We start from the raw sequence: 9,789 nt of genomic DNA, 5'->3' as shown, positions 1-9,789 counted from the left end.
CGGTAGCTTGACGCCGGTGCTCGGCACACGGCACATCCCGGAACCTCGGCAAGGAAATTCGTTGAAGTCCACAGCATATGAAGTAAAGCCGGGCACCGAGCCCGGCCCGCTGCGTAAATTCGCCGCCGCCGCGGCTCCGCTCCTCATCGTCGCCGGACTCGCCGGCTGCTCGGTAGAAACCGGAACCCCCGGCACCGGACCCGCCGCGGGCGCCGCGCAATCCGCCGGGGCCACCGCCGTGGAGGCGCGCGCGGCCCTCGACAAACTGCCCGTGACGAAAGAAGCCACGATGGCGGGCTACAGCCGGGAGAAGTTCCCGCACTGGGACGACAATGCCGCCGAGCACGGCTTCGGGCCCGAATTCGCGCAATACAGCAAATGCACCACCCGGGAGGTCATGCTCCTGCGCGACGCCACCGGCGACGTGAGCCTGGACCCGAAAACCTGCGATCTGAAAATCGGCAAGGGCGGCGGCTGGCAGGACGCCTACGGCGTGATGGACAGCAAGACCGGGAAACTGAAGCCCTACAAGTTCATCGCCGAATCCAAAGGAGTGGACGCCGAGCACATCGTCCCACTCGCCGAAGCCTGGCGATCGGGAGCCAAGGACCTCGACACCGACACCCGGCGCCGGATCGCCAACGACGCGGTGAACCTCATCGCCTCCGACCCCTCGGCCAACCGCTCCAAAGGTGACCAGGACCCCTCCGACTACCTTCCGCCGGGAAGTTTCCGGTGTGGCTATATCTGGCACTACCTCCAGGTGAAAGTAAAGTACGGGCTGAGCGTGGACCAGGACGAACAGACCGCACTGCGCACCGCGGTGGACGACTGCGTACAGCGAGGTGAATTCAAATAACGGAAGTCATCGAACTACCCGACAAGGCCTCGGTCATGACCCGGGAGGCAGGGACGATCTCCGGCGAGCTCGACATCACCCTCGACCCCGATGGCCGCGGGCTGGTGCGCTACCGGGAAACCGAGGAGTGGTACACGATCGGGAACCTCGATGACGAGGAACCGCGGACCTGGGAAACCTGCCGGGAACTGGCGGAGGCTATTACGAAGGGGATCGGGGCCAGGGACGCGGCGGGGAACAAGATCCCGTTCGAGAGTTGAGGATTGCGGGCGGCTCGGGCGGGGGATGCTCGTTGGGTGAAGCGGGCTTCGCTCGCGGGTGAGGGAGGGGCCTTGCTCGCTGGGGCGAGGAGGGGGTGGGTCCTTGGCGGAATGAGCCCATCCGGATCGGAGGGGTGGGCTCATTCCGCGAGAAGTGGTCGGAACCGGGGGTGTCGTTATCGCGGGGTGGCGTGGTTCGGGGATATGGGGGGTACGGGGTCGTCCCAATTGATTCGGTAGCGTTGTTCGGTGCCGAGCATCTTCTCGGGGTTCATGGCTCGGGCCATTATCGGCATGACCAGCTGCATGATCTTGCGGGCCACCGGGCCCGGGGTCTTGCTGTGGTTGATCTTGGCGGCGCGGGCCGCGACTCCTTCCACTCGCGTGCGGCGCAGGTTCTCGTAGGTGGCGAAAGCGGTGGCCGGGTCGTCGATATCGCGTAGGCAGCGGGCCAGTTGTACGGCGCTCTCCACCGCCAGTGCGGCGCCTTGGCCGGAGCTGTTGGAGGGGGCGTGTACCGCATCGCCGACCAGTACCATCCGGCCCCGGTACCAGTGCGGTACCGGCGGCATGATGTGGAGCGCGCCGGTGACCTCCAGTTGCTCGGGGGTGGTGGCGCGGGCGAACTGCCCGCCGGGGATGTCGTCTCCGTACACCTCGCGCAGGGTGTCGAGCCACTGTTGCGCCGGGATATCCCTCGCCTCGGACAGCGAGAGGTACCGCGTGCTCGGCAGGTTCACGCCCCAGCCGACGCGGCCGTCGCCGAGAGCCCAGTACAGGTAGTAGGCCTGTTTGCCGTAGGCGAAGACCATGGTGCGCGGCGGGATATCGGCGTCGCATTCGATGGTGGCGCCGAATCCGAGCATGCCGGTGTATTCGGGGCCGGGTGCCCGCGGATCGATCAGCTCGCGCACGGTCGACCGGACACCGTCGGCACCGATCAGGATATCGGCGGTGGCGGTGGTGCCGTCGGCGAAACGAGCCGTGACACCGGCGGTGGTCTGCTCGGCCGCCACCAGGCGTTTGCCGAAGGTGACCGGGACTCCGGCGGCCACGGCCCGTTCGTGTAGTGCCAGGTGCAGCTCGGCGCGATCCACGAGCTGCAGCGGCGGCTGATCCGGCAGAACGGGCGCGGGCAGCAGTTTCCCGCCGACCGACAGGCTCATCCGGGGTACCGATACCGCGATATCGCGGACCGCGTCGCCGGCGCCGATCAGATCGAGCGCGGCCACCCCGTTCGGGGCCAGCGCGAGCCCGCTGCCGATGGTGTGGGCCGGGCCCGGATAGGACTCGTAGATTTCGGCGGCGATACCCGCCTTGCGCAGGGCGGTGGCCGCGACCGGCCCCGCGATTCCGCCGCCGATCACCAGGGCGGTGTCGATTCTGGACATGGGTGTACTCCTCATGGAGGTGTGTTTCGGATCCGATGGATCCGAACCGCCCCGTCGTCCACTCACCCGGTTATCCTGTGTTCTGCCAAACTCGCGGCCGGGTGTGCGTAGGCGGGCACGGTCCGAGACAGGTGACCCGAGCTCGATGGCGGTGTTGCCGCACCTCCATCGAGCCCGGTGCAAATTCAGTGATCGCTGGTCGTATCGGCCCCCTTCACGTAATCGCGGGCACGCGCGGAATCCACTTCCGGTCCGCTGTGCCACGCCTGCCATTCCGCCAGGTCGGGGAAGGTGCCGTCGAGCAGTTCGGCCCGGAGTTCGCGGGTCCAGCTGGCCTCGGCCCGCAGGACGGCCAGTCCGTATTCGGATTCGATCAGGAACAGCCGCGGCAGCTGCCCGGCGAGTTCGGCGAACTCCCGCTCGGTGTGCGCGATCCGCTCGTCGAGAGCGACCAGCCGGCGGCCGAGCAATTCGGCGACCTCGGCCGGCGGCAGGCACGCCAGGATCGACAGCCCGGCGACGAAGCGGCTCTGTTCGGGTTCCGGGTCGGCGATCAGTTCCCGGGTCCAGTCGACGAGTTCGGTGCGACCGGCAGCGGTGATCCGGTAGATCACCCGCTCCGGGCGGGCGCCTTCGCGTTCGCTGCCGGTCACCTCGAGAAATCCGGCCTTCGCCAGATTCTGGACGACCGTGTAGAGCGACCCCCACTTGATATCCATATCGCGGTCTTTGCCGTAGTCACGCAGCCGCGCGGCGATCTGGTACCGGTGCATGGCCTCGTCCTGCATCACGGCGAGGACCGCCAGCGCCAGCAAGTTGCCGACCTTGCGTTTCTTCGCCATGCACCCTCCTTACTCGTCTACGAATATACGCAGACGAGTATGCGGCAGCAAGGCCCTACAGCAGATGTCCGGGGGCGGCCAGCCGCCACGAATCCAGGACGATGGCCCGCATCTCCTCGGCGTCGTCCAGCGCGGCCAGCCGCACCCGGACCCACGGGTTGCCCGCCTCGTGCCCCGCGATCCAGAACTTCGCGGGTTCGGCGAGCACCAGTTCGTCCCGGTCGACCACCGGGCACCGCACCGCCATCGAGGTCTCGTCCTCGGGCAGGGTGAGAAAAAGCCTGCGCTCCACCCGGAATACCGGCATTCCCCAGGTGAACTGCTCGGAGGTCTCGGGCAGTGAGAGCGCGTAGGTGCGGACGTCGTCCCCGGTGGCGGTCATGGACGAAATTCTGCCCCGGCGAGACCCGGCACCCAACCCGGACGGCCGGGCGCCGGAGGCTCAGACGTCGGCGCGGATCGTCCCCGAAAGCTCCACTCCGGCATCGGTGAGCTGGTCCAGCGCCCGCTCCACAGTGCCGGGTGCGACCCCCGCCGTGAGGTCGAGCAGCACCCGCGTCGCGAAACCCGCCGTGACGGCGTCCAAGGCGGTGGCCCGGACACAGTGGTCGGTGGCGATACCGACGATATCGACCTGTTCGATCTCCCGGCCGCGCAACCAATCGGCCAGTGGCGCCCCCTCTTCCGAGGCGCCTTCGAAACCCGAGTAGGCGGCCGAGTACTCCCCCTTCGAGAACACCGCCTGCACCGCGCTCGTATCGAAATTCGGATGGAAATCCGCACCGGAAGTGCCGACGCGGCAATGCGGCGGCCAACTGTCCACATAGTCGGGCGACTCGGAGAAATGGGAACCGGGATCGACGTGATAGTCGCGGGTGGCCACCACCGCGTCGTACTCGGAGCCGGCCACATAATCGCTGATCAGCTCCGCGATGCGAGCACCACCCGCCACGGCGAGGGACCCGCCCTCGCAGAAGTCGTTCTGTACATCCACCACGATCAGCGCGCGTCTCATACCCCTCAGTGTGCGCGCCCTGTTCCGGTCAGGCCACAAATGTGGTGGGCACGGCGGGATCGCCGGCGGACAATTTGAGGCCCTCCCACGGCAGGCTCACCAGTCCGCGAGCCACCAGATCGCGAGATTCGGCGAGTTCGGGGCGGTCGAGTACCTCGCCGCCGCGCACCAGCGGAACCATCAGTTCGCGCGCCTCGAACTCCCCGGAATCCGGTCGCTCGGCGGTAGCGGGGTAGACGATCTCCTCGACGATGGTCCCGGTGCGTCGCGCCAGTCGCAGCGCCCGTTTGGCACCGCCGCGCGACTCCTTGTGACTGGACCTCTTCGCCACCGGCACCCCGTCGACCTCCACCAGCTTGTAGACCATCCCCGCGGTCGGCGCGCCCGAACCGGTGACCAGCTGCGTACCCACCCCGTACGCGTCGACGGGTTCGGCGCGCAGGGCCGCGATCGCGTATTCGTCCAGATCACCGGATACAACGATCCGGGTGTTCGGCGCGCCCAGGTCGTCCAGTTGGCGGCGGACCTGCCGGGCCAGCACCCCGAGGTCACCGGAATCGATGCGGACCGCCCCCAGACGCGGGCCGGCCACCTCGACCGCCAGCGCGACACCGCGGGTGATATCGAAGGTGTCCACCAGCAGGGTGGTGCCGGCGCCGAGGGTCGCGACCTGACTGCGGAACGCCTCCACCTCGTGCTCCCCGTCGGGCCCGCTGTGCACCAGGGTGAAGGCGTGCGCGCTGGTCCCCGCGCCGGGCACGCCGTAGCGGCGGACCGCCTCGAGGTTGGAGGTCGCGTCGAAACCGGCCAGGTAGGCGGCCCGGGCCCCGGCCGGGGCCGCCAGTTCGTGGGTCCGGCGCGAACCCATTTCTATCGTCCGGCGCCCGGCCGCCGCACTGACCATCCGCGCGGCGGCGGCCGCGATCGCGCTGTCGTAGTTCAGCACCGACAGCACCAGTGTCTCCAGGACCACGCATTCCGCGAACGTGCCGGTCACCGACAGAATCGGGGAACCCGGAAAATACAGTTCCCCTTCCGCGTAGCCGTCGATATCGCCGGCGAACCGGAAATCTCGCAGCCATGCCACGGTCCGCTCGTCCAGGAACCGGGCCGCGACCTCGAGCTCCGCGGGGCCGAACCGGAACTGCCCGAGGGCGTCGAGCAGCCGCCCCGTCCCCGCGACCACGCCGTAGCGGCGGCCGTGCGGCAAGCGCCGGGCGAACACCTCGAACGTGCACCGGCGGGTGGCCGACCCGTCGGCGAGGGCCGCCGCCAGCATCGTCAGTTCGTATTGATCGGTCAGCAGGGCGGTGCTGCCCACCGCGTCGCGCAGGTCCACGGTGGTCACTGTAAACAGGCCGGGCCCACGGGCGGGGGAACCGCCGGTGGCGGACGTATCGTTCCTGCTCCGGGTGTTGTGAATTACTCCTCGAGTCGTACCCTTGAATTCATGGCCTTGTGCAATACAGCACCCCGCTATCGGACGATCGCGGTCCGCGCCGGAGCTCCCGGCGCCATGTTGTCGGCGGCACAGGCGACGCCCGAAGCGGTGGAAGCCACCGAGATCCTGGAGGCGGAGGACCGGCCGTGGGTCACCGTGGTCTGGGACGATCCGGTCAACCTCATGCACTACGTCGCCTATATCTTCCAGAAGCTGTTCGGCTACAGCAAAGCCAAGGCGACCGAGCTGATGCTGAAGGTGCACAACGAGGGCAAGGCGGTTGTCTCGTCGGGTTCGCGGGACAAGATGGAACAGGATGTGCGCCGGCTACACGCGGCCGGGCTGTGGGCCACCATGCAGCGCGACGACTGATCGGACGGTTACCGTAACGACGTGCGTAAATGGAGCCGGAAGAACTCATTGAGCGGTCTCAAGCTGCGGTCGGAGCTGGACGCGCGCGAAGCGAGTGTGCTGCGTTCCCTGGTGGGCGCCGTTTCGGGCCTGCTGGGTGAGCGGGCGTCCTCGGCGCCGGAGGACGAACTCGCCGCCCTCACCGGCCTGCGCAGCGGCAACACCCTCCCGCCCGACGACCCGCGACTCGCCCGGCTGCTTCCCGAATTCCACCGCGCCGAGCCCGGCTCGCCCGATGCCGACCGCGCCGACCTGAACAGCGCGCTGCGCGGCCTGCACGAGCCGGAGATCATCGACGAGAAGCTGGCCGCGGCCGGAGTCGTCCTGCACACGGTCCCGGAAGAGGGCGGCAAGATCCTGATCACCCCGGAAGAGGCGGACGCCTGGCTGACCGCGCTCACCGATGTCCGCCTGGCGCTCGGAGTGGTGCTCGAAATCGACGCCGACACGCCCGAGCAGTTCCCGCCCGACGATCCGCGCGCCCCGCATCTCGACGTCTACCACTGGCTCACCTGGATGCAGGACTCGCTGCTGCAGGCGATGGCCCCGTGACCGGCGCCCCCGGCCCCCGCAACGCCCTCACCGATATCGCCGGGCTGCTGGTGGGCCACCACCACGCCCTCGACCCGGACGCGACCCGCGGGTCCGGCGCGGCCACCGGTTGCACCGTGGTCCGGGCGCCGGGCGGCGCGACCGCCGCGGTCGATGTCCGCGGCGGCGGGCCCGGCACCCGGGAAACCGATCTCCTCGCGCCGTCCAACACCGTGCGGCAGGCACACGCCGTGCTGCTCACCGGCGGCAGCGCCTACGGCCTGGCCGCGGCCGACGGCGTGATGCGGCTGCTGGAGGAACACGGCGAAGGCATCCCGATGTCGCCCGAGGACCCGTCCCGGGTCGTGCCGATCGTGCCCGCGGCGGTGATCTTCGACCTGCCCGTCGGCGACTGGCACACCCGCCCGACCGCCGAGTTCGGCTACCACGCCGCGGCGGCGGCCGGAACCGATTTCCTGCGCGGCTGTGTCGGCGCCGGAGTGGGTGCGCAGGCCGGTTCGCTCAAAGGCGGAATCGGCAGCGCGAGTATCCGATTCACCGACGGCATGGCGGCCGGGCTCACGGTCGGCGCACTGGTCGTCGCCAACCCCGTGGGCTCGGTTTTCGACCCCCGCACCGGCCTGCCCTGGGGCGCGGGCACCGACGGACCGGACTTCTTCGGGCTGCGCCCGCCCGGCGCCGAACGGCTCGCGGCGGCGAACGCGCTACCCGTGAAATCGACCGTCCTCAACACCACCATCGGCGTGGTCGCCACCGACGCGCCACTGGACCCGGCGGCCTGCCACCGGCTGGCCACGGTCGCCCACGACGGTCTGGCCCGGGCGGTCCGCCCCGCCCACTCCCCGCTCGACGGCGACACCTTCTTCGCCCTGGCCACAGGTACGGCCGAACCGCCGCCCCTGCCGGCGCTGCCGGGCGCGTTCCCCGCCGATCTCCCGCTGCTCGACGAACTCTGCACCGCCACCGCGGTCTGTGTGGAGCGGGCCATGGTCGACGCCGTCCTCGCGGCCGTACCGGTGGCCGGTATCCCCACCTATACCGACCTCCTGGGTTAGGGCCGGGAATACCCGAATATCCTCGACGGTTGTCGGCTCTGACGGGTCGGCGTGCGCCGAGACGATGTGTGGAAGGGTTCGATTGTGCTCGTGATCAGGGCCGACCTGGTGGATTCGATGGTCGCGCACGCGCGCGCCGATCACCCCGACGAGGCCTGCGGGATCATCGCCGGGCCGGAGGGTTCGGATCGGCCCGAACGATTCGTCTCGATGCTCAACGCCGAACGGTCGCCCACCTTCTACCGGTTCGACTCCGGTGAACAGCTGAAGGTCTGGCGGGCCATGGACGACGCCGACGAGGAACCGGTGGTGATCTACCACTCCCATACCGCGACCGAGGCCTACCCGAGCCGCACCGATATCTCCTACGCCTCCGAACCCGGCGCCCACTATGTGCTGATCTCCACCCGCGACCCCGAACAGCACGAACTGCGCAGTTACCGGATCGTCGACGGCGAGGTCACCGAGGAACCGGTACAGGTCGTCCCCGCCTACGAAACCGCTTGACCCCCACAGATTTCCGACCCCGACCGTAACGAGCTAGGAGTTTTCATGCCGGTCACCGTGTCCATCCCGACCATCATGCGCACCCACACCGGAGGCGAGAAGCGTGTCGAGGCCGAGGGGTCCACGCTCGCCTCGGTGATCGACAACCTGGAATCCAACCACCCGGGACTGGCCGAGCGGCTGCTCAAAGAAGGCAAACTGAACCGCTACGTCAACATCTACGTCGACGACGAGGATGTGCGTTTCTCCGGCGGTCTCGAGACCACGGTCGGCGAGGGCTCGACGGTGACGATCCTGCCGGCCGTCGCGGGCGGGGTCTGACGGACCGGTGGCACGCTACGAATCGCTGATCGCGACCCTCGGCGACACGCCGCTGGTCGGCCTGCGCACCCTCTCCCCGCAATGGGAGGGCGAGCGGCCGGTACGGCTGTGGGCCAAACTCGAGGACCGCAACCCCACCGGGTCGATCAAGGACCGGCCGGCGCTGCGGATGATCGAACAGGCCGAAACCGACGGCCGCCTCACCCCCGGCTGCACCATCCTGGAGCCCACCAGCGGCAACACCGGGATCTCACTGGCCATGGCGGCCAAGCTCAAGGGCTACCGGCTGGTATGCGTGATGCCGGAGAACACCTCGGTGGAACGGCGCCAGCTGCTCACCATGTTCGGCGCCGAGATCATCGATTCGCCGGCGGCCGGAGGGTCGAACCAGGCGGTCGCCAAGGCCAAGGAGATCGCCGCGGCCAACCCCGACTGGGTGATGCTCTACCAATACGGCAACCCCGCCAACGCACTCGCCCACTACGAGACCACCGGGCCGGAGATCCTCGCCGACCTGCCCGAGATCACCCATTTCGTAGCCGGTCTGGGCACCACCGGAACCCTGATGGGCACCGGCCGCTTCCTGCGGGAAAAGGTCCCCGGGATCCAGATCGTGGCCGCCGAGCCCCGCTACGGTGAGCTGGTCTACGGCCTGCGCAACATCGACGAGGGCTTCATCCCGGAACTCTACGACGAAACGGTACTCACCAGCCGATTCTCCGTCGGCCCCTACGACGCCGTCCGGCGCACCCGCGAACTGGTGCTAGAGGAAGGCATCTTCGCCGGAATCTCCACCGGCGCCATCCTGCACGCCGCCCTCGGGGTGGCCCGCAAAGTGGTCGCGGCCGGGGAACGGGCCGATATCGCCTTCGTGGTCGCCGACGGCGGCTGGAAGTACCTCTCCACCGGCGCCTACGACGGCACGCTGGAAGAAGCCGAGGAACGCCTGGAAGGCCAACTCTGGGCTTGAGTTGGTTGGAGCGGCTCCGCCGCTCGAGGTTCGGCCCTCCTGAGCGCCTGCTGTCAGCGCTCGAGACTGGCGGCTGCGCCGCTTCGCTTCGAGCGCTGACACGCGGCATCATGCCCGGCCAGAAGTTCCCCGCCGACTGGCTCTCGTCGGGCCTGGTGGTGACCG

The 9,789-nt window shown here is 68.8% G+C and carries 13 protein-coding genes; 8 read left to right on the top strand and 5 right to left on the bottom strand.

The features are described 5' to 3' along the window. Window positions 1-61: 61 nt before the first annotated feature. A complete protein-coding gene (locus tag ACWDU1_RS23365) occupies window positions 62-859 on the top strand; it encodes an HNH endonuclease family protein (RefSeq protein ID WP_450001518.1) in 798 nt (265 codons plus the stop codon). 35 nt (window positions 860-894) lie between these two features. Continuing rightward, complete coding sequence (locus ACWDU1_RS23360; RefSeq protein ID WP_450001517.1) at window positions 895-1,119, top strand: hypothetical protein; 225 nt, start codon at window positions 895-897, stop codon at window positions 1,117-1,119. A gap of 176 nt (window positions 1,120-1,295) precedes the next feature. Here ACWDU1_RS23360 and ACWDU1_RS23355 read toward each other — a convergent pair whose 3' ends face one another. The 5 genes from ACWDU1_RS23355 to ACWDU1_RS23335 all read right to left on the bottom strand — a co-directional run bounded on the left by ACWDU1_RS23355 (window position 1,296) and on the right by ACWDU1_RS23335 (window position 5,706). Then, window positions 1,296-2,510: an FAD-dependent monooxygenase gene (locus ACWDU1_RS23355; RefSeq protein WP_450001515.1), complete on the bottom strand. Its 1,215-nt coding sequence runs from the start codon at window positions 2,508-2,510 to the stop codon at window positions 1,296-1,298. Between the two features lie 185 nt (window positions 2,511-2,695). Continuing rightward, on the bottom strand, window positions 2,696-3,352 hold the full coding sequence (locus tag ACWDU1_RS23350) for a PadR family transcriptional regulator (protein WP_450001514.1): 657 nt from the start codon (window positions 3,350-3,352) through the stop codon (window positions 2,696-2,698). Between the two features lie 55 nt (window positions 3,353-3,407). Beyond that, complete coding sequence (locus ACWDU1_RS23345) at window positions 3,408-3,734, bottom strand: MmcQ/YjbR family DNA-binding protein (RefSeq protein WP_450001512.1); 327 nt, start codon at window positions 3,732-3,734, stop codon at window positions 3,408-3,410. Window positions 3,735-3,794: 60 nt separating this feature from the next. Continuing rightward, window positions 3,795-4,367, bottom strand: a complete 573-nt coding sequence (locus ACWDU1_RS23340; RefSeq protein WP_450001510.1) for a nicotinamidase — start codon at window positions 4,365-4,367, stop codon at window positions 3,795-3,797. A 28-nt stretch (window positions 4,368-4,395) separates the two neighbouring features. Then, the gene (locus ACWDU1_RS23335; RefSeq protein WP_450001519.1) at window positions 4,396-5,706 is read right to left on the bottom strand and encodes a nicotinate phosphoribosyltransferase; all 1,311 of its coding nucleotides are present in this window, start codon (window positions 5,704-5,706) and stop codon (window positions 4,396-4,398) included. A 111-nt stretch (window positions 5,707-5,817) separates the two neighbouring features. Here ACWDU1_RS23335 and clpS point away from each other — a divergent pair, with 111 nt between their 5' ends. From clpS to ACWDU1_RS23305, 6 genes are all read left to right on the top strand, one after another. After that, window positions 5,818-6,180: an ATP-dependent Clp protease adapter ClpS gene (gene clpS / locus ACWDU1_RS23330; protein WP_450001509.1), complete on the top strand. Its 363-nt coding sequence runs from the start codon at window positions 5,818-5,820 to the stop codon at window positions 6,178-6,180. Between the two features lie 21 nt (window positions 6,181-6,201). Then, a complete protein-coding gene (gene aosR, locus ACWDU1_RS23325) occupies window positions 6,202-6,771 on the top strand; it encodes an oxidative stress transcriptional regulator AosR (RefSeq protein ID WP_450001507.1) in 570 nt (189 codons plus the stop codon). Further along, window positions 6,768-7,826: a P1 family peptidase gene (locus tag ACWDU1_RS23320; RefSeq protein ID WP_450001505.1), complete on the top strand. Its 1,059-nt coding sequence runs from the start codon at window positions 6,768-6,770 to the stop codon at window positions 7,824-7,826. The genes aosR and ACWDU1_RS23320 overlap by 4 nt, the downstream gene beginning before the upstream one ends. An 84-nt stretch (window positions 7,827-7,910) precedes the next feature. Continuing rightward, window positions 7,911-8,333, top strand: a complete 423-nt coding sequence (locus ACWDU1_RS23315) for a Mov34/MPN/PAD-1 family protein (RefSeq protein WP_450001503.1) — start codon at window positions 7,911-7,913, stop codon at window positions 8,331-8,333. Window positions 8,334-8,378: 45 nt separating this feature from the next. Next, complete coding sequence (locus ACWDU1_RS23310) at window positions 8,379-8,654, top strand: MoaD/ThiS family protein (RefSeq protein WP_450001501.1); 276 nt, start codon at window positions 8,379-8,381, stop codon at window positions 8,652-8,654. 7 nt (window positions 8,655-8,661) lie between these two features. Further along, window positions 8,662-9,624, top strand: coding sequence for a PLP-dependent cysteine synthase family protein (locus ACWDU1_RS23305; protein ID WP_450001500.1), 963 nt, complete (start codon window positions 8,662-8,664; stop codon window positions 9,622-9,624). Window positions 9,625-9,789 lie beyond the last annotated feature (165 nt).

The sequence above is a fragment of the Nocardia sp. NPDC003345 genome (genome assembly GCF_053589395.1).
Note: the sequence above shows the minus strand (reverse complement) of the source record. Positions and strands in the feature narration are given on the sequence as shown.

What these genes read in the sequence shown, in the direction of transcription:
- ACWDU1_RS23355 (WP_450001515.1), bottom strand. Translation starts at nt 2,510, where the DNA reads ATGTCCAGAATCGACACCGCCCTGGTGATCGGCGGCGGAATCGCGGGG.
- ACWDU1_RS23345 (WP_450001512.1), bottom strand. Translation starts at nt 3,734, where the DNA reads ATGACCGCCACCGGGGACGACGTCCGCACCTACGCGCTCTCACTGCCC.
- ACWDU1_RS23360 (WP_450001517.1), top strand. Translation starts at nt 895, where the DNA reads ATGACCCGGGAGGCAGGGACGATCTCCGGCGAGCTCGACATCACCCTC.
- clpS (WP_450001509.1), top strand. Translation starts at nt 5,818, where the DNA reads ATGGCCTTGTGCAATACAGCACCCCGCTATCGGACGATCGCGGTCCGC.
- ACWDU1_RS23350 (WP_450001514.1), bottom strand. Translation starts at nt 3,352, where the DNA reads ATGGCGAAGAAACGCAAGGTCGGCAACTTGCTGGCGCTGGCGGTCCTC.
- ACWDU1_RS23310 (WP_450001501.1), top strand. Translation starts at nt 8,379, where the DNA reads ATGCCGGTCACCGTGTCCATCCCGACCATCATGCGCACCCACACCGGA.
- ACWDU1_RS23340 (WP_450001510.1), bottom strand. Translation starts at nt 4,367, where the DNA reads ATGAGACGCGCGCTGATCGTGGTGGATGTACAGAACGACTTCTGCGAG.